The sequence below is a fragment of the Streptomyces sp. NPDC002324 genome, from assembly GCF_053593335.1.
This window is the reverse complement of record NZ_JBSFCF010000047.1, coordinates 32,597-54,200: the sequence shown is the minus strand read 5'-3', so window position 1 is coordinate 54,200 and position 21,604 is coordinate 32,597. Positions and strand designations below refer to the sequence as shown.

General features: G+C 72.7%; 20 protein-coding genes. 13 read left to right on the top strand and 7 right to left on the bottom strand.

Features of this window, described 5'->3' with window-relative positions:
• The first annotated feature begins 363 nt into the window (after positions 1-363).
• The 12 genes from ACWCRJ_RS38625 (at position 364) to ACWCRJ_RS38570 (ending at position 14,508) form a co-directional block, all read left to right on the top strand.
• Complete coding sequence (locus ACWCRJ_RS38625) at positions 364-1,941, top strand: phage tail sheath family protein (protein WP_450943675.1); 1,578 nt, start codon at positions 364-366, stop codon at positions 1,939-1,941.
• A gap of 97 nt (positions 1,942-2,038) precedes the next feature.
• Positions 2,039-2,482: a phage tail protein gene (locus tag ACWCRJ_RS38620; protein ID WP_005480063.1), complete on the top strand. Its 444-nt coding sequence runs from the start codon at positions 2,039-2,041 to the stop codon at positions 2,480-2,482.
• Positions 2,482-3,054, top strand: a complete 573-nt coding sequence (locus ACWCRJ_RS38615) for a hypothetical protein (RefSeq protein ID WP_450943674.1) — start codon at positions 2,482-2,484, stop codon at positions 3,052-3,054. The genes ACWCRJ_RS38620 and ACWCRJ_RS38615 overlap by 1 nt, the downstream gene beginning before the upstream one ends.
• Positions 3,051-3,209, top strand: a complete 159-nt coding sequence (locus tag ACWCRJ_RS38610; protein ID WP_005480066.1) for a DUF6760 family protein — start codon at positions 3,051-3,053, stop codon at positions 3,207-3,209. Before ACWCRJ_RS38615 ends, ACWCRJ_RS38610 begins: the two co-directional genes overlap by 4 nt.
• A gap of 309 nt (positions 3,210-3,518) precedes the next feature.
• Positions 3,519-6,806, top strand: coding sequence for a hypothetical protein (locus ACWCRJ_RS38605; protein ID WP_450943673.1), 3,288 nt, complete (start codon positions 3,519-3,521; stop codon positions 6,804-6,806).
• Positions 6,807-6,849: 43 nt separating this feature from the next.
• Positions 6,850-7,275 (top strand): phage tail protein, encoded by a 426-nt coding sequence (locus tag ACWCRJ_RS38600; protein ID WP_046916645.1) that lies wholly within the window; start codon positions 6,850-6,852, stop codon positions 7,273-7,275.
• Between the two features lie 13 nt (positions 7,276-7,288).
• Complete coding sequence (locus ACWCRJ_RS38595) at positions 7,289-8,017, top strand: CIS tube protein (protein ID WP_450943672.1); 729 nt, start codon at positions 7,289-7,291, stop codon at positions 8,015-8,017.
• Positions 8,017-9,933, top strand: a complete 1,917-nt coding sequence (locus tag ACWCRJ_RS38590) for a VgrG-related protein (protein ID WP_450943671.1) — start codon at positions 8,017-8,019, stop codon at positions 9,931-9,933. Before ACWCRJ_RS38595 ends, ACWCRJ_RS38590 begins: the two co-directional genes overlap by 1 nt.
• Positions 9,934-10,051: 118 nt before the next feature.
• Complete coding sequence (locus ACWCRJ_RS38585) at positions 10,052-10,513, top strand: GPW/gp25 family protein (RefSeq protein WP_450943670.1); 462 nt, start codon at positions 10,052-10,054, stop codon at positions 10,511-10,513.
• A complete protein-coding gene (locus ACWCRJ_RS38580) occupies positions 10,513-12,471 on the top strand; it encodes a putative baseplate assembly protein (RefSeq protein WP_450943669.1) in 1,959 nt (652 codons plus the stop codon). The genes ACWCRJ_RS38585 and ACWCRJ_RS38580 overlap by 1 nt, the downstream gene beginning before the upstream one ends.
• A gap of 34 nt (positions 12,472-12,505) precedes the next feature.
• The gene (locus tag ACWCRJ_RS38575) at positions 12,506-13,063 is read left to right on the top strand and encodes a phage tail protein (RefSeq protein WP_450943668.1); all 558 of its coding nucleotides are present in this window, start codon (positions 12,506-12,508) and stop codon (positions 13,061-13,063) included.
• A complete protein-coding gene (locus tag ACWCRJ_RS38570; RefSeq protein WP_450943667.1) occupies positions 13,060-14,508 on the top strand; it encodes an NADase-type glycan-binding domain-containing protein in 1,449 nt (482 codons plus the stop codon). The genes ACWCRJ_RS38575 and ACWCRJ_RS38570 overlap by 4 nt, the downstream gene beginning before the upstream one ends.
• Before the next feature lie 56 nt (positions 14,509-14,564).
• Here ACWCRJ_RS38570 and ACWCRJ_RS38565 read toward each other — a convergent pair whose 3' ends face one another.
• Complete coding sequence (locus ACWCRJ_RS38565) at positions 14,565-14,777, bottom strand: EF-hand domain-containing protein (protein WP_045563253.1); 213 nt, start codon at positions 14,775-14,777, stop codon at positions 14,565-14,567.
• Between the two features lie 71 nt (positions 14,778-14,848).
• Positions 14,849-15,763 carry a helix-turn-helix domain-containing protein gene (locus ACWCRJ_RS38560; protein ID WP_450943666.1) on the bottom strand — a complete coding sequence of 305 codons (915 nt, stop codon included), beginning with the start codon at positions 15,761-15,763 and terminating at the stop codon, positions 14,849-14,851.
• A 59-nt stretch (positions 15,764-15,822) separates the two neighbouring features.
• Here ACWCRJ_RS38560 and ACWCRJ_RS38555 point away from each other — a divergent pair, with 59 nt between their 5' ends.
• A complete protein-coding gene (locus ACWCRJ_RS38555) occupies positions 15,823-16,458 on the top strand; it encodes a GNAT family N-acetyltransferase (RefSeq protein WP_450943665.1) in 636 nt (211 codons plus the stop codon).
• A gap of 36 nt (positions 16,459-16,494) precedes the next feature.
• Here ACWCRJ_RS38555 and ACWCRJ_RS38550 read toward each other — a convergent pair whose 3' ends face one another.
• The 5 genes from ACWCRJ_RS38550 to ACWCRJ_RS38530 form a co-directional block, all read right to left on the bottom strand.
• Positions 16,495-17,106 (bottom strand): ADP-ribosyltransferase, encoded by a 612-nt coding sequence (locus ACWCRJ_RS38550; protein ID WP_450943664.1) that lies wholly within the window; start codon positions 17,104-17,106, stop codon positions 16,495-16,497.
• A gap of 105 nt (positions 17,107-17,211) precedes the next feature.
• Positions 17,212-18,414, bottom strand: coding sequence for a YVTN family beta-propeller repeat protein (locus ACWCRJ_RS38545; RefSeq protein WP_450943683.1), 1,203 nt, complete (start codon positions 18,412-18,414; stop codon positions 17,212-17,214).
• A 124-nt stretch (positions 18,415-18,538) separates the two neighbouring features.
• Positions 18,539-19,042 (bottom strand): ATP-binding protein, encoded by a 504-nt coding sequence (locus tag ACWCRJ_RS38540; protein WP_050398014.1) that lies wholly within the window; start codon positions 19,040-19,042, stop codon positions 18,539-18,541.
• A 341-nt stretch (positions 19,043-19,383) separates the two neighbouring features.
• Complete coding sequence (locus ACWCRJ_RS38535) at positions 19,384-20,151, bottom strand: enoyl-CoA hydratase/isomerase family protein (RefSeq protein ID WP_050398013.1); 768 nt, start codon at positions 20,149-20,151, stop codon at positions 19,384-19,386.
• A 95-nt stretch (positions 20,152-20,246) separates the two neighbouring features.
• The gene (locus ACWCRJ_RS38530; RefSeq protein ID WP_450943663.1) at positions 20,247-21,503 is read right to left on the bottom strand and encodes a L,D-transpeptidase; all 1,257 of its coding nucleotides are present in this window, start codon (positions 21,501-21,503) and stop codon (positions 20,247-20,249) included.
• Positions 21,504-21,604: the final 101 nt, after the last annotated feature.

The following is a 21,604-nucleotide window of genomic DNA, read 5'->3' as shown; positions in this document are numbered from 1 at the left end:
ATGCGCAGACGCAGCCGCACCGTCGTACTGCTCCCGGGGTCCACAGTCGCGGAGGCGGGTTCGAGGGAAGTCCACAGGCTCACGTCAGGACGCTACCGGGAGCGCGGGAGCCGGGGCAGGAGGAGAAGGTGCACGGTCGCGGTGCCCGAAAGGGCAGGGCGCGCGGGCTCGGGGGCGCTCACGGGGGGCGCTGCCGCCGGGCCGGTGCCCGGGGGCGGCCCGGATGTGTCCGCGCCGATCGGCCCGACTGCCCCTCGGGGCAACGGACATGCCCCCGATCAGGTCCCCGAGGACGTTTCGACGGACGCGCTTCGCGCGTGAGGGTGAGAGGCGACCTGTCTCGTACCCCAAGGAGAGCAGAGCATGCCGTCCTACCTGTCGCCGGGCGTCTACGTCGAGGAGGTGGCCAGCGGCTCGCGTCCCATCGAGGGTGTGGGCACCTCGGTGGCCGCCTTCGTCGGCCTGGCCCCGACCGGTCCGCTGAACGAGCCGACGCTGGTGACCAACTGGTCCCAGTACGTCGCCGCCTTCGGCGAGTTCACCGACGGCTACTACCTCGCGCACTCGGTGTACGGGTTCTTCAACAACGGCGGCAGCGCCGCGTACGTCGTCCGGGTCGGCGGCACCGACCAGGGCGGCGCGTCCGCGGGCGGTCCGGCCGCGGTGACGGGTACCGCCGCGCCGGCCGCGCTGCCGCCGGGCGAGCCGAAGCAGCTGGGCACATTCAGTGTGACCGCCATCGCGGGCGGTTCCCTGAGCGTCGAGGTCGCCGACCCCGAGGGCGAGGGTCCGGCCGAACGGTTCCGGCTGATCGTCAAGGACGGCGACAAGCCGGTCGAGACCTTCGACGTGACCGCCAAGAAGGGCGGCCGCAACTACGTCGTCACGCAGGTCAAGGAGCGCTCCAAGCTCATCACGGTCCAGGAGACGGCACCGGCCGCGCAGCTCGCGCGCCCCGACAACCAGACCGTGGCACTGGCGGCCCCCGCCGCGCCCGCGCCCGTCGCGCCGGTCGCGGCGGACGACGGCCACCCCGGCCCGGCCCAGTACCTCGGCGACTCCGCCGACCGCACCGGCTTCGGCGGACTGGAGGCCGTGGACGAGATCTCCATGGTCGCCGTGCCCGACCTGATGGCCGCCTACCAGCGCGGCGCGATCGACCTGGAGGCCGTCAAGGCGGTCCAGCTCGGTCTGATCGCCCACTGCGAGCTGATGGGCGACCGGGTCGCCGTCATCGACCCGCCGCCCGGCCTCAACGCCCGGCAGATCCGGGTCTGGCGCCAGGAGACCGCCGGGTACGACTCCAAGTACGCGGCCCTCTACTACCCCTGGATCAAGGTCTTCGACCCGGCCAGCGGCCAGTCCCGCGTCATCCCGCCGAGCGGCCACGTCGCCGGTGTCTGGGCCCGCAACGACTTCGAGCGCGGTGTGCACAAGGCGCCCGCCAACGAGGTCGTACGCGGCGCGGTGGATCTCGAACTCCAGATCACCCGCGGCGAGCAGGACCTGCTCAACCCCATCGGCGTCAACTGCATCCGTGCCTTCCCCGGCCGCGGCATCCGCGTCTGGGGCGCCCGCACCATGTCGTCCGACCCGGCCTGGCGCTACCTCAACATCCGCCGGTACTTCAACTACCTGGAGGAGTCGATCCTGATCGGCACCCAGTGGGTGGTGTTCGAGCCGAACGACCACGCGCTGTGGGCCCGGATCCGGCGCAACGTCTCCGCGTTCCTGGTCAACGAGTGGCGCAGCGGCGCCCTCTTCGGCCAGCGGCCCGAGGACGCGTACTACGTCAAGTGCGACGAGGAGACCAACCCGCCGGAGTCGGTCGACCTCGGCCGGGTCATCTGCGAGATCGGCATCGCGCCGGTCAAGCCCGCCGAGTTCGTGATCTTCCGGCTGGCGCAGTTCTCCAGCGGCAGCGGGGAGCTGGAGGAGTAGGCCCTCGTCGGCCCGCGCCCACCAGCGTTCGCGTACAGCCAGTTCTCAAGCCCCAGCCCCAGCCCCTGCCCGCACCCCCTAGAAGGACACAGAACAGATGAGTCTCGCGCCGGGTGACGCCCTTACCTCACACAATTTCGGCCTGCAGATCGACGGGGTGATGGTCGAGTACCTCGCGGAGGTCAGCGGCCTCACCCTCGAACAGGACGTCATCACGTACCAGCAGAACTCCGCGCAGGGCCGGCCCGAGGTCAACCTGCTGCCGGGTGTGCAGAAGAACGGCCAGTGCACCGTGGTCCGCGGTATGACCCAGTCGGCCGCGTTCAACACGTGGATCAACGACTCCATCAACGGCCAGATGAGCTCGGCGCGCAAGAACGCGTCGATCATCATGATGGATTACCAGAACAATCCGGTGAAGCGGTACAACATGCGCAACGCCTGGTGCAGCAAGATCGACGCCAGCACCCTGAAGGCCGGCGAGGCCTCCGCGCTCACCGAGACGGTGACCATCGTCTTCGAAGAACTGGTCATCGAGTAATGCGGCGCACGGCTGGCAGGGCGGGCGCGGGCGCCGGCTCGATCGTGGACGTTCCCGGTGGGGGTCCGGGTGCGGTGGGTGCGGTGGGTGCGGTGGGTGCCGTGGCGGGGGCCGGGGACGACGCGGATTCGGTCGCGTCCCCCTTTCCCACCACCGCCGTCCCTCCCGCCGCCGCCCCGGCGGTCGCGCCGGTGGCGCAGCGGCTGCGGACGGAGTTCCCGTTCGAGCTGCCGCGCGGGTACGTCGACGAGGCGGGCAACGTCCACCGGGAGGGCGTGATGCGTCTCGCCACCGCCCGGGACGAGCTGATCCCGCTGCGGGACGTCCGCGTCCAGGAGAACCCGGCGTATCTGTCGGTCGTGCTGCTCGGCCGGGTCATCACCCGGCTGGGCAACCTCCCGATGGTCCACGACGGGATCGTGGAGAACATGTTCGCGTCCGACCTCGCGTTCCTCCAGGACTTCTACCGGCAGGTCAACGCGGAGGGCCACACCCGCGCGGCCGTGGAGTGCCCCCACTGCTCCGAGCCGTTCGAGGTCGAACTCGGCGGGAGCCGCCTGGGGGAATCGTGACGTACGCGACCGACCGGCTGCACGAGGAGATCGCGTACGTCGCCTACCACTTCCACTGGGGCTTCGAGGAGATCCTCGACCTCGAACACCACGACCGCCGCCGCTACACCGAACAGATCGCGTCCCTCGTGACACGGGGCGGGTCGGAGGGCTGACACGTGGGGTTCTGGGATCGGCTACGGGGTGTCGCGGGGGCGGCGGGGGCAGGACGTGAGGGCGGCTCGGTCGGTGCGGTCGGTGCGGTGACGTCCGCGGCCGGGAGTGTGGGCTCGGAGTCGGGTGCGCTGTCGCATTCGGGTGCGGACGCGGGCGCGGGTTCGGGTTCGGGTTCGGAGGGGAGTCCGGCTCCGGCCGCCGGTGCGGGCGGTGGCTCGGCCGCGGGGCGGGGCTGGGAGGGCCTCGCCCCGATCCAGCGTGCCCTCGGAGGGCGGGCCGCTGTCGCGGACGCCGGGTTCAGTGGGCGGTTGAGCACCTGGCAGAACCCTTCCTTCACCGGGGCCCTGTCCCACGCCGTCCTGCCCGGAGCGCCGGGCGGGCTGGTCAGGGACGTCCTCACCACCTCGGCCGCACCGGTGGCCGGCCTCGAACTGCCCGTACGCACCCTCCCGGTGGCGCTCGACGAGCCCGCACCCCAGCCCGACGCTCCCGGCGACGTACGGCCGGTGCAGCGCGCGCCGTACCAGGTCACGCCGTCCCGCCCGGTCGGCCCCCGGGTGACTCCCGTACCGCCCCGCACCTCCCGCCGGGCCCCCTTGACCAAGGTCCCCACCGCCTCGCCTGCCGTTCAGCGCCGCGTGCTGCCGACGGTACGGCCGCAGGCCGCCGGGGACATGGGGGGCAGGGGCTCTGCGGGTGCCTCAACCGGGCCTGCGGCAGTGGGCGGTGTGTCGTCCGGGCCGGTGGTACCGAGCGGGCCGTCGGGCGACGCTTCGCGTGGGCCTGCGGCGCCGGACAGCGCCCCGGGCCGAGCCTCTGGTGGGCCGACGGCATCGGGCGGTACCAAGGGCGGCCACGCGGCGATTACCGACGGCGCGACGTCCGGGCACACGGCCGGCGGGGCCGTCCCGTCCGGGCACGAGGTGGCCGGTGGGGCGCCGGCCGGCCGCCCGGTCGTCGGTGCCGAGCCGTCCGGCCACCCCGTCGTCCATGTGGCCCCGTCCGACCACAGGAGCCCTGGTGCTGCCTCGTCCGGGCCCAGGGCCGCCTCCGGCGGTGTCTCGTTGCAACGGTCGGTGCCGGGCGACGCCGCACCGAGGGGTACGACGTCGAGGCGTACGGCGTCGGGGTCCGGCGCGTCCGGGTCCGGCACGTCGGGGTCGGCCGCCTCGGGTGTGGGTCAGGTCGACGCCTCCGGTGCCCCTCCGGGGGCAACGGTCCTGCCGGCGGCGGCTGTTGGCGGCGACACCCCCGGGGGCAGCGTCGCCGACACGACCGTCGGCTCCGCCGACGCGGCGGCCGGCATCGGTCGCGCGGGGTCCGACATCCGGCGGGCGGCGACAGATGCGTCCCCTGCGGGCCGTACGGCAGTGGACTCCCCCCAGGGTTCCCCCGCGTCCTCCGGATCGCCCCGGGTCACGGGACGGTCCGAGGTCACCGCCCAGCCGACGGCGACCGGCTCGGGCAGCGCGCGCACGAGCCCGCAACGCACCCCCACCGCCCCCGGACGCACCGAAGGCACCGTCCAACGGGCGCCCGCCCACCCGGGCCGTACGGCAGCGAACCCCGGCCCCACGCCAACCAACCCCCAGGGCCTCCCCGCCACCCCCGGACACGACGAGGTCACCGTCCAGCCGACGGCGACCGATTCGGGCAGCGCGCACACGAGCCCGCAACGCACCCCCACCGCCCCCGGACGCACCGAAGGCACCGTCCAACGGGCGCCCGCCCACCCGGGCCGTACGGCAGCGAACCCCGGCCCCACGCCAACCAACCCCCAGGGCCTCCCCGCCACCCCCGGACAGTCCGAGGTCACCGTCCGGCCGACGGCGACCCACCCCGACCGTACGGCAGCGCACCCCGGCAGTAGCGCAACCCCGGCGGCAGCGACCGGCGCGGGCGCCCCCGCCGCACCCGGACACACCGAAGGCACCGTCCAACGGGCGGCGGCCCACCCGGGTCGTACGGCAGCGGACACCCGCAGCACGGCCCCCGTCACGACGGCAACACCCTCAGCCGGTACGGGCACCAGCCCGCAAGGCGCCTCTGCCGTCCCAGGACCCACCGCCGGCACCGTCCAGCGCGCGGCGACGGCGTCCAGCGGTACGCCCGCCCACCCCGACGTGACCGCCACCCCACCGACCGCCCCGCACGCAAGCACGAGCTCTGCCACTGCTCCCGGCCATGCCCAACAGCCCGTGGCCGAACGCGGCCACACCCCGGCCAAGGCATCCGGCACGAGCGGCGCCACGCCGAGCACAGCCCGTACCTCCCCCTCCGGCACGACCACCACCACCGGCTCCAGCTCGGCAGCGGGCAGTTCGGGCCGCCCTACCCCGCCCGCTCCCGCCTTGGGAGCCGTAGACGTCCAGCGGGCGACGACCGGCCCCGGCCGTACGGCAGCCGCGCCCGCGGGAGCCCTCGCCGCGCCGACCACCACCAGCACAGCGGCCACACCCGCCGCAGCCGGAGGCCCCTCTCGTTCCGCCCCCGCCCCGACCAGCCCCCGCACCCCCGGCGCGGCGAAGCGCATAGGTCTCGGCGCCCCTGTCTCCGGCCCCGTCCCGACGGTCGGCCCCGTCCCGACGGTCGGCCCCGCCTCCACGCCCCCCGCACCGACCCCCCTCACACCGTCGGTACCGGCACCCACCCTCCGTCAGCGCCCCCTCCTGGGCGCCCCGCTCTCCACCCCGCCCCAGGACGCGCGACCCCTCTCCCCCCGCACGCCCTCCGGTGGCGCGGGCCCCGCCTCGCCCCTCCCCCTGCAGCGGGCGACGACGACACAGCAGCCGGCCGTCCCCCTGAAACCCCCTGGCCGGGAACAGCGCCCTGAAGGGGCGCGGGGAACGGCGCGACCAGCCACCCCCACCCCGCAGCCGCCCATCACCCCCACCCGGCAACCCCTCGGGCGACCGAGCGCCACCCCGTCGCCCGGCTCCAGAACCCCTGCCCCCCTGCCGTCTTCCGCCCCCACACCCCTGCCGTCTTCCGCCCCCACACCCCTGACCTCATCCGCCACCGCGCCCCTCCCCGCACGCCCCCTCACCCCCACCCGCGCCCTCACCTCAGCCCTGCCCACGCCCACGGCGCCCCCCGCGACCCAGCGTCAGACCCCCCGGCCCGCCGTACCCCTGCGCCGTCCCACCACCCCGGGCACCGGCCCCGCCGTCCAACGCCTCAAGGCCAACCACCCCGCCAAACCCTCCAAGCCCACCGCCCCGCCCCCCACCGCGCGCCCCCTCACCGTCGCCCCCAAGGCCCCCGCCACCCCGCCCGTCACCCCCCGCTCACTCGCACCCACACCGCCGCCCGCGCCGGCGGCCGCACCCGCACCCACCTCGATCCAGCGAGCACCGGAAGCCCCCCTCCGCCCCACCCCCGCCACCTCGACGCCGGCAACCACCACCCCCACCGCATCCCCCGCCCCCACGGCGGAGAACGACTCCCCCACCCCCCCGTTCGACCCCCGCTCCCTCACCGACTTCCAGCTCGACGAACTGACCCACAAGCTCATCGGCCGCGTCACCCGCCTCGTCCGCACCGAGCTCCGCCTCGACCGCGAACGCATCGGAAGACTCCGCGACCCCCGCCACTGACCGCCCCCGACCGCCCCGCACGACCAGAAAGGCCCTTCCCCAGATGTCCCGCGATCTCGACCCGGGCTCCACCATCTTCTTCACGCTGACGATCGACGGCGAGAGCCTCGGTTACTTCAACGGGTGTGAAGGGCTGTCCTCGACCGTGGAGATCGAGCACCGCCAGGAGGGCGGGAACAACGGGTTCGTCTGGCAGTTCCCGTCGCGGGTGACGTTCTCGAACATCCGGCTGACGAGGCCGCTGACGCCGGACACGGCGAAGGTCGCCGCGTGGATCTCGTCCGTCGCGACGGGCGTGAAGCGGCCGACGGCCCAGATCGCGGCGCTGCGCGCGGACGGCTCGGAGGTGGCGCACTGGGGGCTCATCGACGTCCTGCCGGTGAGCTGGCAGGGGCCGTCCCTGGACCCGTCCAACCCGAGCGTGGCGACCGAGGTGCTGGAGATCGCGCACCACGGTTTCACGGACTGAGGGGGGACAGACCATGGCGAAGGGCAGCAAGGGCGGCGGCGCGGGCAAGAGTCTCGTGCGGGCCACCCTGGCCATTCACGAGCCGCCGGTGGGGACGAGCACCACCCCGGGCGGGCTGAAGAAGACGTTCAACTTCGAGTTCAACCCCTCCGAGCTGACGCTGCGCCAGGGCGCCCAGTGGAAGCGGACGACGAGCGCGGCGGTGCGCGACGGCGCGCTGCCGGAGTTCATGGGGCCCGACCCCCGCGAGATGAACGTCGAGATCTTCCTCGACTCCTCCGACAAGCCGAGCGGCACCACGGTGCTGAAGAAGGTCGAGTCGCTGCTGTCGTGCTGCGAGGTGACGGCCAAGAGCCTCGCCGCGAAGCAGCCGTCGCCTCCGTGGGTGGTGTTCCAGTGGGGGTCGTTCTCGACCGCGCGTTTCACGGCGTACGTCAGCTCCGTGGACGTCACGTACTCCCTGTTCGGGACGACCGGTGTGCCGATCCGGGCCGCCTGCCGGATGACGCTGCACGAGATCCCCAGCCGGACCGAGGGGCAGAACCCGACGTCGGGCGCGCTCACCGCGCGCAGTGTGCACCGGGTCGTGGCGGGCGACTCGTTGCAGTCGCTGGCGTGGCGGGAGTACGGCAACGCGTCCGCGTGGCGGGCGATCGCGGAGGCCAACGGCATCGACGACCCCACCCATCTGCCCACCGGCACCGAACTCGTCCTCCCGGCGGCCGGAGAGGTGGGCCACTGATGGGCGGGTCCGAGGCGGGAAACCCGTCCTTCTCCAACATCATCCGGGTGACCATCGACGGCAGCGAGCTGCCGACCGACTACGCCGACCTGCTGGTCGGCGGCTGGGTCGACCTCGGGGCCGGAGTGCCCGGCGCGTTCCGGCTCACCTTCCGGGACCCGCACGGGCTGCTGCTGGGCAAACTGAACGTCAGATTCGGCTCCCTGGTCGTCATCTCGCCCGTGGCCGGCGGACAGGGCGCGGGCAGCCCGGTGTTCACCGGCGAGGTCACCGGGATGGAGACCGACTACGACGGCACCGGCACCTTCACCGTCGTGCGCGGTTACGACGCCGGCCACCGGCTGATGCGGGTGCGCAGGGTGGCGGCGTACCGCAACCAGACGGCCGCCGACATCGCCCGCAAGCTGGCCGCGATGAACGGTGTCCCGGTCGGTCAGGTGCAGTCCACCAAGACCGTCTACGACTTCATCAGCCAGTCCAACGTGACGGACTGGGACTTCCTCGCGCGGCTCGCCGACGAGAACGAGATGGTGATGTCGCTGGACGCCAGGGGGAAGTTCCAGTTCGTCAAGCCGAAGCCGGCGTCCGGCGCGCCCGCGTCGAGCGCCCCCGGCCGGAAGAACCCCTACGAGCTGAAGGCCGGCGTCGACATCCTGCGCTGCCGGGCCGCCGTCACCGCCGCCGACCAGGTCGGCAAGGTCGAGGCCCGCGGCTGGAACGTCACGACGAAGAAGAAGCTCACCGCGACGACGAAGGCGGACGCCAACCCCGGTATCGCCATCGGCACCACCCCGCAGAAGGCGGCGACCCCCTTCAAGGCCGCCAAGCTGGTCGAGACGGACACGCCGTACGACCTGCAGAGCGAGGTCACGCACGCCGCCGGCTCCCTCGCCGACGACATCACCTCCGCCTTCGCCGAGCTGGAGGTCATGGTGCGCGGCAACCCGCTGCTGCGCCCCGGTGTGCCGATCACGCTCTCCGACGTGGGCGCCCCGTTCGAGGGCAAGTACACCTGCACGTCCGTACGGCACACCTTCGGCGACGGCAGCCACTACGAGACGTGGGTGACCGTCAGCGGCCGGCAGTGGCGCTCGCTGTTCGGGCTGACCTCGGGCGGCGGTACGGCGGCCCCGCGGCTGCCCAGTGTCGCCAACGCCCTCGTCACCGACGTCCAGGACCCGCTGAAGCAGGGCAGGGTGAAGCTGCAGTTCCCGTGGCTGGACGACGCGTACGTCAGTGACTGGACGCGGACCGTGCAGCTGGGCGGCAAGGCCGGCGGCGGGATCTTCCCGCTGGACGTCGGCGACGAGGTGCTGGTCGCCTTCGACCGGGGCGCGCTCGACCACCCGTTCGTCATCGGCGGCCTCTACAACGGCGTCGACAAGCCGACCCCCGTGAAGGACGTGCACCTGCACGACCCGGTCAAGAAGAAGGCGATCCGCCACACCCTGTCCGACCGGGAGGGCAACCGGGTCGACCTGCTCAGCCAGCAGACCGGCCTGCGCAAGCAGGGCGTACGCCTCGCCACCGGCAACGACCGGCTGATCATCAACCTCGACCGGACGAAGACCGAGATCACCGTGGACAGCAAGGGTGCCGTCTCCATCACCGGCGGCACCTCGGTGTCGGTCAAGGCCGGGACCGATCTGACGCTGAGCGCGCGCCGGTCCGTGACCATCCGCAGCGGCGGCCCCCTCAACCTCCAGGGCCAGGGCGTCGTCGGCCTCCGGTCGCTCGGCGGCGCGGTCAACGTGAACGCCGTGGGTGCCCTCACCATGAGCGCGGCCGGGGCCGCGACGATCAGCGCGGCCGGGACCGTGCAGATCAACGCGGTCGGCCAGGCGGCGCTGCGGGCGGCCAATGTCGACATCACGGGCATCGTGCTCGTCAACAAGAAGCCGTATCCGATCCCGTGACGCCCCCCGCCCGCACGCCCACCGTGCACACGCCCCGCACGTTCACACGCCCCACCTGCCCACACGTCCACACGTCGGCCGAGAAGTCGTACGTCCCAGAAAGAGGGGTGGCCCGCTGATGGCCGAGCAGTTCGTCGGATCCGGCTGGGCGTTCCCGCTGCGCATCGGGCCCACCGGGGGCATCGCCCTGGTCAGCGGGGAGCGCGAGGTCGAGGAGGCCATCCGGCTCGTCCTGGCCACCGCGCCGGGCGAGCGGCCGATGCGCCCCGAGTTCGGCTGCGCCATCCACGACCTGGTGTTCGCGCCGGTCAACGAGGCCACGGCCGGCCGTATCCAGCACGAGGTGTACACGAGCCTCGACCGCTGGGAGCCGCGGATCGAGGTGACCGACGTCGAGGTGACGGCGGGCGCCGACCAGGGCGTCCTCTTCATCGACGTCCGCTACGCGATCCGCGGCACCAACAACCCGCGCAGCCTGGTCTTCCCGTTCTACGTCATCCCCTCCCACGACGAGCCGGACCTGGCCCCCGACGGCTCCGACCGTCCCGACCGCCCCGACCGTCCCGAAAGCGACCGCTGATGGCCCTGCCCTCCCCGAACCTCGACGACCGGCGTTTCCAGCAGTTCGTGGACGACGCCAAGCGCTACATCCAGCAGCGGGCGCCGGAGTGGACCGACCACAACGTCTCCGACCCCGGTGTCACCCTGGTGGAGACGGTCGCCCACATGGCCGACCAGATCGTCTACCGGCTCAACCGGGTGCCGGAGAAGAACCATCTGGCGTTCCTGGACCTGGTGGGCATCACCCTCTTCCCGCCCTCGGCCGCCCGTACGGACGTGACCTTCTGGCTGTCGGCGCCGCAGGAGGAGCCGGTGCCGCTGCCGGTGGGCACCGAGGTCGCCACGCTGCGCACCGAGAGCGAGGAGGCGGTCGTCTTCGCCACGGAGCGCGAACTGTCCGTCGTGCCCTGCGCGTTGCGCCACCTGGTGACCCAGCGGCCCGGTGAGCCGGTCGCCGACCGGACGGCCGACCTCGCCGAGGGCAAGGACCTGATGTGCTTCGCCGAGTCCCCGCGGCCCGGCGACGGTGTGCTGTTCGGGCTCACCGCCGCCGTCCCGTACTGCGCGATCGTGCTGGAGCTGGACAGCGTGGTCGACGGCGTCGGCGTGGACCCGCGGCAGCCGCCGCTGGTCTGGGAGGCGTGGACCGAGGACGGCTGGACGGAGTGCGAGGTCGACCGTGACGGCACGGGCGGCCTGAACCGGCCGGGCGAGGTGGTCCTGCACATGCCCGGCGGGCACACCCTGTCCCGCACCGGCGGGCAGGAGGCCGGCTGGCTGCGCTGCCGGGTCACCGAGCCCCTGCCCGGCCAGCCCTTCTACACCACCTCGCCGACCGTCCGCGCCGCCGAGGCCTTCACCATCGGCGGCACCACGACCGCCGTCCACGCCGAGACCGTCTACGACGAGGCCCTCGGCGAGTCCACCGGCCTGCCCGGTCAGCGGCTGCGCCTCGCCCACCACCCGGTGGTGGGCGACACCCCGCCCGTGCTGCTGCAGACCGCCGAGCACGACGGCTGGACCGACTGGGACGTCGTCCCGACCTTCGCCGCGTCCACCTCCTACGACCGCCACATCACCCTGGACTCCGCCACCGGCGAGATCGCCTTCGGCCCGGCCGTACGGGAGCCCGACGGCACCCTGCGCGCGTACGGGGCCGTGGCCCCCAAGGGCGCCGTGATCCGCGCGGTGCGCTATCGCACCGGCGGCGGCCGGGCCGGGAACGTGGCCCGGGGCGCCATCCGGGTGCTGCGCACCTCCGTCCCCTACGTCTCCGAGGTCGTCAACCGGGAGGCGGCGCGCGGCGGCGTGGACGCGGAGACCGTGGAGGAGGCGAAGGTCCGGGCGCCGATCACGCTGCGCGCCCAGGAGCGCGCGGTGACTCTGCGGGACTACGAGGAACTCGCCCGCCGCGCGGCCCCCGAGACCGCCCGCATCACCTGCCTGGAGGGCGAGGAGGGCGAGCACGGGGCGTACGCGGTACGGGTGCTGGTGGTCCCGCAGGCGGTTCCCGACCCGGGGGGCCGACTGCGCTTCGAGCAACTGGTCCCCGGCGACGCGCTGTTGCGCCGCATCACCCGCCACCTGGACGAACGGCGCCTGATCGGCACGCGGTTGGCGGTCGGCCCGCCCTTCTACCAGGGCGTCACCGTCGTCGCGACACTGCACGCCTTCCGGGGCACCGACACCGACCGGGTGCGCCGTCAGGCCCATGACGCGCTCTACCGCCACCTCGATCCGCTGACCGGCGGCGCCGACGGCCGCGGCTGGCCCTTCGGCCGCCCGGTCCAGTCCGGCGAGGTCTTCGCCGTCCTCCAGCGGGTGCCCGGCGTCGAACTCGTCGACGACGTCCAGCTGCACCCCGCCGACCCCCTCACCGGCAAACGGGGCGACCCCACCAACCGCATCGACCTCTCGCCCCCGTCACTGGTGTTCTCCTTCGACCACCGGGTCCGCGTGATCGGGGACAAGCCATGAGCCCCGGGCTCCCGGACGCGGGAGGCGAGCGCCGGTGAGGGGCTCCATCGACGGTCTCGGCACCTCGCACCCCATCGGCGCGATGCTCCCCGCCGTCTTCGCCGACGACGACCTCGCCCAGCGCTTCGTCGGCGGTCTGGACGACGTCATCGCCCCGATCCTGTCCGTCCTCGACTGCCTGGACTCCTACTTCAGACCGTCCCTCGCCCCCGTGGACTTCACCCAGTGGCTCGCAGGCTGGGTGGGCGCCGAGACCGACGGCACGGAACCGGAAGCGCGGCTGCGCGCCGCGGTCGCCGCCGCCGCGTATCTGCACCGCGTACGCGGCACCCGGCGCGGCCTGTCCGAGGCCGTACGCCTGGTGTTCGGCGTGAGCCCGGAGATCACCGAGAGCGGCGCCGCCGCCTGGGACGCCCGTCCCCTCGGCCCGGTCCCCGGGGAAATCCGCCCGCGCCTCCACGTGACCCTGCGCCTGCCCGACCCCACCCCCGCGGACGAACACCGGCTGGACAGCCTCGTCGCCGCCGCCCGCCCCGCCCACATGCCCTACACGGTCCAGGTGACCGCCGCCGAAAGGATCCCCGAGAGATGACCAGCCCGACCCCCGGCACCGGCCAGGCCCAGAGCTGCGCCGAATGCGGAACCCGCGGGGAGCCCGGCCAGTCCTTCTGCGACGCCTGCGGCGCGGTGCTCGGCTGGTCCGGAACCCCGGCCCGAGCGACCACGGGCAGCGCCAGGAGCGAGGCCGACGACCGCCCGGCCGCCGCCCCCGCGGACGCGGACGCGGCACGTACGAGTGCCCCGGCCCCGGTTCCCGCCGGGAGCGCACCGGCCGACGACGAGCGCGGCTGGGACGCCTTCGCTCTCCCGGGCGCCGGCACGGGCACGGCCCGCACCGGTCACGACCCGGCCCAGGCGGCGACGACCGCGGCCACCCCCGACACCGGCACGGCGGCGGTCCGCACGGACGCGCCCCCCGCCGCCGCCACCCCTCCCCCGTCGCCGGCCGCGCCCCGGGCCACCACCCACGCCCCGGCGGCGACCGCCACGCCCCACCCGGCCCCGCACCCCGACGACGAAGCCCCCACCACCCCCCTCCCGACACCGGCCTCACCACCCCCGGCGCCCGCCCCCTCCCCCTCTGACGCCGACCGGGCCAGGTCGCTCCTCGTCCCCGTCGCCGACCCCGAGCCCCGTGCCCCCGCGGAGCCGGCCGTCGCGCCCGTGCTGCCGGGCCGCCCGGACGTGCAGCGACCTCAAGTCCGCACCCCCGGGCCGGAGTCCGGCATGGAGGGCGGCGTGCCCTGCCCGTGGTGCGGGACCCCCACCCGCCCGGACCGCCACTTCTGCGCGCGCTGCGCGATGCCGATGGCCGGCCGTGCGCAGACACCGGGACGGCTGCCGTGGTGGCGCAGGATGCTGATCGGTCGCGCCACGCAGACCCCGTGGGCGGGCGACCGCCCGCGTCTGCGGCGCGGCTTCGGCGCGATCCTCAACTGGGTGGTCGCCGCCGTCGTCCTCACCCTGATCGTCACCCTCGCCTTCAAGGCGGACGACGGCTACCAGGCGGCCCGCGACCACTTCGCCAAGCGCGCGTCGGTGGTCCCGGACACCTACAAGGCGTCCCGTTCCTTCCCCGGCCACAAGCCGCAGTTGGCCTTCGACTCGTACAGCAACACGTGGTGGGGCCCGGGTGTCACCCAAGCCGGTGAGGGGGAGTGGATCGAGGCCCGCTTCGAGCAGCCCGTCCGGCTGCTGGACGTGGTGATCATCCCGGGTGTCTCGAAGAAGGCGGACCAGCGCGCGGAGTCGGCCCGCCCGCACCGCATCGAGGCGACCGTCACCGCCGCCGACGGCACCAAGTCCACGAAGTTCATCACCCTCGACCAGACCGCCGGCGCCCAGAGCCGCAAGTTCCGCGTCGGCAACGCCGAAACCGTCCGCTTCACCGTCCGCTCCTCCTACGGCGCCGACGACAAGAAGCAGGTCGCCATAGCGGAGATCGAGTTCTTCGGCCGCTCCAGCAGCAACAGCTGACGCGAAATGGGGCGCCCCACCGCTCAGTGCGGTGGGGCGCCCCATTCACCTGTGGCTCACTTGTTCAGGTGGGCCCAGAACTCGTCGAACGACAGGAGCTTGTCCCCGTTGAGGTCACGGGTGCGGATGATGACCTCCGCCACGGACTCGGTGACGTTCCAGTCGCCCTCCTGGGCCAGGGCGGTCTTGAACTCGGCGGCGGTGATGAACCCGTCCCCGTCCGCGTCGATCCGCTGGAACTCCTTGCGCGCTGCCTCGATGTCCGCCACCGATCCGCCCCTTCTTGGTGCCCTGCCCGTCGCGGGCAGTCCTGCCTACGGTCCTACTGACGCAGGTCAGATTAACCGGCCGGGCGAGCCCGGAGTGCGGCGACCACCCACGCGAACTCCTCTTGGTGTGCCGACAGCGGCTCGACGCCCCGAACCAGCGAGGCCAGCTCCCGGAACCGGGCCAGATCGGCGTGGGCCACCGAGGTGACCCGCTGCAGCAGTACGGCCCGGTCGGTGTCGCCGAGCAGCCCGGCCAGCACCTCCTCGGCGGCGGGCGAGGCGGGGTCGACACCGCCGCGCAGCGCCTCCCCGGCGAGCTGCACCAGGCGGCTCATGAACCACAGGGAGGTGCCCGACGGCACCTCGGTCCCCCGGTCCGCCGCGTTGAACTCGACCGTTTCCCGCATCCGCGCCCGGAACCCCGGGTCCTGGAGCATCTCGGCCAGCTCCACCCAGGCGTCCACCTGTCCGGGCGTCGGGTCCTCCGGCAGATCCGCGAGGCTGAACCTGAGCCGCGTACGGATGTCGGGGTCGGCGGTGTCGAGCCCTCCGAAGGCCTCCTCCATGAAGTCGTCGATGATCCGCCCCCGTTCGGCGGCGGACAGCCGGGCCAGTCTGTTCATCAGTGCCGCCTCCCGCGCGGTCGAGCCGCGTCGCGCCACGGTCGACAGCACCGCCCGGGTCACCTTCAGGGCCCTGATCTGCGCGTCCAGCGCGGCCACGTGCGTGGCCGCCACCTCCGCGACGGTCGTCTCGCCCGCGAGCACCCGCCGTACGTGGTCGAGGCCGAGGCCCAGCTCCCGCAGGGTGCGGATGAGTTCGAGCCGGGCCACGGAGGCCGCGTCGTACAGCCGGTAGCCTCCCGTGCTGCGGGCGGCCGGGGTGAGGACGCCCTCGTCCGACCAGTAGCGGATCGTCCGGACGGACAGGCCGGAGCCGCGGGCGAGCTGCCCGATGGTGAAAAGGCCGGTGCCGTTTTCGATCATGTCTGCGAGTGTGGGCCCTCCAGTGGGTGGAGACTCAAGGAGCGGGGCGGAGGAGTCCGGTGGCGGAGAGCTTGCGGGACGTGCTGGACGGGGTGGCCAAGGGGGACTTCCCTCCGGCGGACGGGCGAACGACCGTCGTCGCGCAGGTCTCCCCCCGGGACGCGGGTGTCCTGTGCTTCACGGGGCACTGCGTGGTCTTCACGGACGAGGACCCCCGGTGGGTGCACGAGAGGCTGGCGGCCACGGAGTGCGACCCGATGTCCGCGAGCCTGAACCCACGGTTCCTGGCGGCCCTCATGGAACGCACGGGCCGCACGACCGAGACCATCGACATGATGCTGGTCGCCGCGCCCCTGCCGGGCGAGCCGCCGCTGCCGCTGAAGGAGATCGAGGACGCCGGACACCCCCGTGTCGCGTACGCCCGGCGGCGCCGGGACGGCGTACGGGTCTTCGCGACGGACGGCGGTGTCCTGACGACGGGTCGCGGGATCGCCGGCCGGCTGGAGGTGTCGGTGGAGGTGGACGAGGGCGTACGGCATCAAGGGCTCGGCCGGTCGCTGGTGATGGCGGCGCGGCATCTCGTCGCCGAGCCGCTGTGGGCGCAGATCGCGCCGGGGAACGCCCGCAGTGTGCGGGCGTTCCAGTCGGCCGGTTACGTGCCGGTGGGCTCGGAGCTGCTGCTCAGCGCCCGCTAGGACCACAGGCCCGGCGGGCGGGGAGAGGGGGCGGGGTCAGTGCCAGGGCACGTAGTGCGGGTTGCTCTCGCACTCGCTCATCTTCTCCGTTCTGGTCTTCTTGTCGACCGGACAGACACCGATGACGAACTCCGTCCGGATGCCGCCGGGGAAGGCGACCTCCACCTGGTCGGCCCACTTGTGCTGGTCTCCGATGGTCCGGTTGACGTCCACGCCGCCGGGGGCGTCGATGTAGTAGTTGTAGCCGGACTTGTACCAGGTCTTGTACAGGTCGTGGTCGTAGGTCGTGGAGACGTACGGCGAGGGCTGGTTGACCAGGACGTATCGCTCGATGTCGTACTGCCCGTCGATGACGTCCCTCGGAAGGAAGCCCTGCGCGAAGACGGTCGCCGGGCCCCGGCTGTCGCTGCGGTACAGGGTGGCGCAGGTGGTGCGCCAGACCGGCTCGGGGGTGATGCGGTCGACGTCCACGCGGCGGTCGGCGGCGGCGTGGACCGGGTCGGCGAACCGGGGGCAGGCGGGGGCGGCGGCCCTGGCCGGGGTCGCGGCGGGGGTCTGTGCCGGAGCGGTCGCGGCGGAGGTCGCGAGGACGGCGGAGAGGGACAGGACGACGGCGGCGGCCCGGCGCCGCAGACTGGTGGTGATCATGCTCAGCACGATCTCGGCCGCGCGGCGCCAGGCCGTGGACCCTCACTCGTACGGAGGCGTGTCAGCCCGCCCGGTTGTCAGGTGTCGCCAGGGGATGCCGGGCCGTCACCGGAAGATGCCCGTGTGGCCGAGCGAGTAGCGGCCGGGCTGCGGGTACACCGCGAGGCCGTGCGGGCCGCTGCCGACGGGGATGCGGGCGAGCTGCTCCCCGGTGCGGGTGTCGAGGGCGTACACCTCGGAGTCGTAGCGGCCGGAGAGCCACAGGACCTTGCCGTCGGCGGAGACGCCGCCCATGTCGGGGCTGCCGCCGTCGGGGAGGTGCCACTTCTTGGTGAGCCTGTCCTCGGTGAAGTCGAAGACGGAGACCGTTCCCTCGCCCCGGTTGGAGACGTACATCTCGCGGGAGTCGCGGCCGACGTACAGGCCGTGGGTGCCCTTGCCCGTGGGCAGGAGCTTCGGTTCGTCGAAGGAGTCGCCGTCCAGGACCCACATGCCGTGGGCCATCATGTCGGCGATGTAGAAGCGCCTGCCGTCCGGGGAGATCTTCACGTCCTGCGGCATGGCCCCCTCGAACGGCAACTTCTGCTGCCCGATGACCTTCATCCGCGCGGTGTCGACCTTCAGCAGCTCGCCGCTGAACTCGCACGAGACGATGAAGTACGTGCCGTCGAGGGAGAAGTCGGCGTGGTTGACGCCGTAACAGCTGACCGGCTCGGTCCTGACCCGCTTCATGGTGTGCGGGTCGCGGAAGACGAGTTCGCGGTCGAGGGAGGCCATGACGACGGCGTACTTCCCGTCGGGCGTGAAGTACAGGTTGTAGGGGTCGTGCACCTCGACCGGCTCGCCCGCCTTCCCCGTCGCCGGGTCGATGGGGGTGAGGGTGTGGCCCCGGTTGTTGTTGACCCACAGGGTCTTCAGGTCCCAGGAGGGCACCACGTGCTGGGGCTGGCGGCCCACCGGGATCGTCTCGATGATCTCGTACGTCTCCGGGTCGATCACGGTGACGGTGTCGGACTCGCTGTTGGGGACGTAGACCCGGGACGGGAAGTCCTTGACCACCGGGGACAGCCGGTTCGGGCGGTCGGCGGCGTAGACGTCCTTGGGGTCCAGCACGGGCGGCATGCCGCGCAGACCCCGGACCACCGTCCGCTGTCTCTTCTTCCGCTCGGCCGCCTCGGCTTCGGCGGCGGCCCGGTCGGCCCGGATCCGCTGATCCTGCTCGGTGGGCCCGGTCCCGGCGCCGCACGCGGCCACGGCGGCGAGAACGGCGGCCGCGAGAAGGGCGCGCTGCACGAGGTTGCGCTGCATGAGGGAGGTGCGGGGCGTGGTCACGCGACCTTTATAGGGAGGTCCGGCGGGAATTCCGGCGATTGGCCCGATCGGCGGAGATGCGCGTGGCGGGTGCCGTCGGTCGCCGTGACCGTCCGCGTCGTCACCGGTCGGCGACGCGCATCTCGAACCACGTCGTCTTCCCGCGCGGCAGCAGATCGACCCCCCAGCGGTCCGAGAGCTTGTCCACCAGGAACAGGCCCCGCCCGCTGAGGTCCGTCTCCTGTACCGGCATCAGACAGGGCAGTCCGCGCGAGGGATCGCGGACCTCGATACGGATCCAGCCCGGCCGGCGGCGCATGCGGAGCCCGAAGACACGGGCGCCGGTGTGCCGTACGGCGTTGCCGACGAGTTCGGAGACGAGCAGGACCGCGTCCTCGGTCATCTTCGGCGAGAGCCGCCACTGGCGCAGAACGACGACCTGGGCGAGCCTGCGGGCCGTGGCCGCGGACTCGGGACGGGACGGCAGAGGTACCTCCGCCTCGGTCGGGTTGCCGAACAACTCCAGTGCCTTCTGCGCCCGTTCGTCCTCGATCGCAGGTGACCAACGCGCCGCGGTCGCACTCCCGTGCCGCCGCGGCTGTTCGATACCCTCCAGCCCCGCCATGCCCCCATCATGGCCGCCCCGCGCCCCTTCCGGGGCCGTTCCGCAGGAATACAACCCCCGGAACCAACCATTCCGGGACTTTCGGATGACATATGCCAGAGGCAGCAAGTCGCCTACGAGAGCCCGTCCGACCTGCGTGAACGGTCTGAACTTCGGTCAACGACACGAGCCTTGGGCAAGGCTCTCTTAAGGCTGCCTTAAGGCTCGGACAGACCGCTCCTTCGGGGGACGCGGGCCATACATCGCGTCAACCGCGAGCCCGTCGGCGGAACTTGTGGGGCCGGATTCCGACACGTCCCCGGCACGTCCTCCGGCCCTTCGCCCCACCCCGGCCCCCGCGCTCAGACGAACTTCGCCTTGCCCGGCCCCTCCTCCACGAAGCTCCGCATCCCGCGCTCCCGGTCCTCCGTGGCGAACAGCCCCGCGAACCAGTTCCGCTCGATGGCGAGTCCGGTCTCCAGGTCGGTCTCCAGACCCGCGTCGATCGACTCCTTGGCGGCCCGCAGCGCGATGGCCGGCCCCTTCGCCAGCCGGGCGGCCCACTCGTGCGCGGCGGTGTACACCTCGTCGGCCGGGACGACCCGGTCGACCAGGCCGAGCGTGAGGGCCTCGTCCGCCTTGACCATCCGGCCGGTGAAGATGAGGTCCTTGGCCTTGGAGGGACCGATGAGCCGGGCGAGCCGCTGGGTGCCGCCCGCGCCCGGGATCACGCCGAGCAGGATCTCCGGCTGGCCGAGCTTGGCGTTCTCCCCGGCGATCCGGTAGTCCGCGCACAGCGCCAGCTCACAACCGCCGCCCAGCGCGTAGCCGGTGACGGCCGCGACGACCGGCTTGGGGATGCGGGCCACGGCGCTGAAGGAGTCCTGCAGGTCACGGGACCTCGCGACCATCGCCGCGTGGTCCATGTCCTGCATCTCCTTGATGTCGGCGCCGGCCGCGAAGACCTTCTCCCCGCCGTAGATCACCACCGCGCGGACGTCGTCGCGGCGCGTGGCCTCCTCGGCGAGTTCCTTGAGGCGGTCCTGGGTGGCGACGTCCAGGGCGTTCATGGGCGGCCGGTCGAGGCGGATGGTGCCGACGCCCTCGGCGACTTCGAGATGCACAGTCATGAGGGCAGGTTAACGGCGCCTAACGGCAACGGCCCCGGTGCCGTGCATCACACCGGGGCCGTGCGGAGGGGGTCGGGGCTCTCAGGCGCGGGCGCCTACGCCTTCCACTTGTCCCAGTCCATGTTCCAGCCGTTGTAGCCGTTGTCCGGGTCCACGATCCGGTCGTTGGAGTTCTTCACGACCACGACGTCACCGACCATGGAGTGGTCGAAGAACCAGGCGCCCGGCGCCTTGCGGTCGTAGCCGCCGCGGGTGTCGCGCAGGCCGATGCAGCCGTGGCTGGCGTTGCTGTTGCCGAAGACGCCGCCGGCCCAGTAGTTGCCGTGGATGAAGGTGCCCGAGTTGGTCAGGCGCATCGCGTCCGGCACGTCCTTGATGTCGTACTCGCCGCCGTAGCCGACCGTCTCGCCGTTCATCCGGGTCACACGCAGGCGCTCGCTGATGACCATCTGGCCGTTCCAGGTCTCCATGCCCGGCTGACCGGTGGTGACCGGGATGGTCTTGATGACCTTGCCGTCGCGCTTCACCTTCATCGTGAGCTTCTTGACGTCGACCACGGAGACCTGGCTGCGGCCGATGGTGAAGGAGACCTTCTTGCTCTGCTCGCCGTAGACGCCCTCGCGGCCCTCGACACCGTCGAGGTTGAGGTCGACGGTGACCTTCGTGCCGGCCTTCCAGTACTTCTCCGGGCGGAAGTCGAGGCGGTCGTTGCCGAACCAGTGGCCCTCGACGTCGACGGGCGGCTCGGTCTTGATGGTGATGGCCTTCTCGACGTCCTCGGGGGCCGTGATGCCCCGCGTGAAGCGGATCGAGAACGGCATGCCGACGCCGACCTTCGAGCCGTCCTCGGGGGTGAAGATGCCGACGAAGGTGTTCTTCGGGGTCAGTGTGGTGAAGGACGAGTCCTCGGCCGCCTCACGCCCCTCGGAGTCCTTGGCGACGGCGTGCACCTTGTACTCGGTGGCCGAGTTGAGGTGGGTCGACGGCGTCCAGCTGGCGCCGTCGCCGGATATCTCACCGGCGATCTTGTCGCCCTTGTCGTTCTCGACCGTGACCTCGGACAGCTTGCCCTTGGTGGCGTTCACCTTGAGCGCGCCGCTGGTGGCCACGGAGTCGGCGCCGTTCTTCGGCGCGATGGAGACCACGGCCTCCGATGCCTTGGTGGCCGCCTTGTCGGACGTGGTCCGGTCGGAGCCCTTCCCCTTGTCGCCGTCGGAGCCGGTGTCCGAACCCCCGCCCCCGCCGCACGCGGTGACCGCGAGCAGCATCAGGACCGGCAGCATCGCCAGGGCCCCCTTGCGCCGCCGCGTCCGCGCGCCAACCGACGCCCCCGATATCGGTCGCCCGTTCAACTCTCTGTTCTCCCCTCGCACGGCCTGATCAGGCCCGCACCCCTACGCGCAGAGCGCGCGTACGCTCGTACATTAACCAGATGATCGGGATGAATTGGCCT

Bases quoted from the DNA above. Each gene is read 5' to 3' on its own strand.
- ACWCRJ_RS38625 (WP_450943675.1), top strand. From the start codon at position 364: ATGCCGTCCTACCTGTCGCCGGGCGTCTACGTCGAGGAGGTGGCCAGC.
- ACWCRJ_RS38620 (WP_005480063.1), top strand. From the start codon at position 2,039: ATGAGTCTCGCGCCGGGTGACGCCCTTACCTCACACAATTTCGGCCTG.
- ACWCRJ_RS38615 (WP_450943674.1), top strand. From the start codon at position 2,482: ATGCGGCGCACGGCTGGCAGGGCGGGCGCGGGCGCCGGCTCGATCGTG.
- ACWCRJ_RS38600 (WP_046916645.1), top strand. From the start codon at position 6,850: ATGTCCCGCGATCTCGACCCGGGCTCCACCATCTTCTTCACGCTGACG.
- ACWCRJ_RS38595 (WP_450943672.1), top strand. From the start codon at position 7,289: ATGGCGAAGGGCAGCAAGGGCGGCGGCGCGGGCAAGAGTCTCGTGCGG.
- ACWCRJ_RS38590 (WP_450943671.1), top strand. From the start codon at position 8,017: ATGGGCGGGTCCGAGGCGGGAAACCCGTCCTTCTCCAACATCATCCGG.
- ACWCRJ_RS38585 (WP_450943670.1), top strand. From the start codon at position 10,052: ATGGCCGAGCAGTTCGTCGGATCCGGCTGGGCGTTCCCGCTGCGCATC.
- ACWCRJ_RS38580 (WP_450943669.1), top strand. From the start codon at position 10,513: ATGGCCCTGCCCTCCCCGAACCTCGACGACCGGCGTTTCCAGCAGTTC.
- ACWCRJ_RS38570 (WP_450943667.1), top strand. From the start codon at position 13,060: ATGACCAGCCCGACCCCCGGCACCGGCCAGGCCCAGAGCTGCGCCGAA.
- ACWCRJ_RS38560 (WP_450943666.1), bottom strand. From the start codon at position 15,763: ATGATCGAAAACGGCACCGGCCTTTTCACCATCGGGCAGCTCGCCCGC.
- ACWCRJ_RS38550 (WP_450943664.1), bottom strand. From the start codon at position 17,106: ATGATCACCACCAGTCTGCGGCGCCGGGCCGCCGCCGTCGTCCTGTCC.
- ACWCRJ_RS38545 (WP_450943683.1), bottom strand. From the start codon at position 18,414: ATGCAGCGCAACCTCGTGCAGCGCGCCCTTCTCGCGGCCGCCGTTCTC.
- ACWCRJ_RS38540 (WP_050398014.1), bottom strand. From the start codon at position 19,042: ATGGCGGGGCTGGAGGGTATCGAACAGCCGCGGCGGCACGGGAGTGCG.
- ACWCRJ_RS38535 (WP_050398013.1), bottom strand. From the start codon at position 20,151: ATGACTGTGCATCTCGAAGTCGCCGAGGGCGTCGGCACCATCCGCCTC.